Source organism: Streptococcus danieliae (genome assembly GCF_009767945.1).
GTDB lineage: Bacteria > Bacillota > Bacilli > Lactobacillales > Streptococcaceae > Streptococcus > Streptococcus danieliae.
Map to the genome: position 1 here is coordinate 1 of NZ_WSRS01000213.1, position 446 is coordinate 446.

Annotated in this window: 1 protein-coding gene; it reads left to right on the plus strand. The window is 48.4% G+C overall.

From position 1 onward, the window contains the following. The coding region (locus tag E5983_RS09510; protein ID WP_269148553.1) for a Rib/alpha-like domain-containing protein at positions 1–446 on the plus strand (446 nt) is incomplete at both ends.

The window sequence follows — 446 nt, forward strand, 5'->3', positions numbered from 1 at the left end:
GTTGGTGAAACTCCATCAGCTGAGAAGTCTGTCTCTAACCTAGGCGATCTTCCAACAGGTACTACGGTAGCGTTTGAGAGCCCAGTAGACACAAGTACAGCAGGAGATAAACCAGCGACCGTTCTTGTGACCTACCCAGATGGTTCGCAAGATAAGGTTCCTGTGACAGTTAAGGTTGTAGAAACCCCAAGCCAAGCAGACAGCAATGAACCAAGTCCAGCTGATCAAACCGTTACCGTTGGTGAAACTCCATCAGCTGAGAAGTCCATCTCTAACCTAGGTGACCTTCCAACAGGTACTACAGTTGCGTTTGAAAGCCCAGTAGACACAAGCACAGCAGGAGATAAACCAGCGACAGTCCTTGTGACTTACCCAGATGGTTCGCAAGATAAGGTTCCTGTGACAGTTAAGGTTGTAGAAACCCCAAGCCAAGCAGACAGCAATGA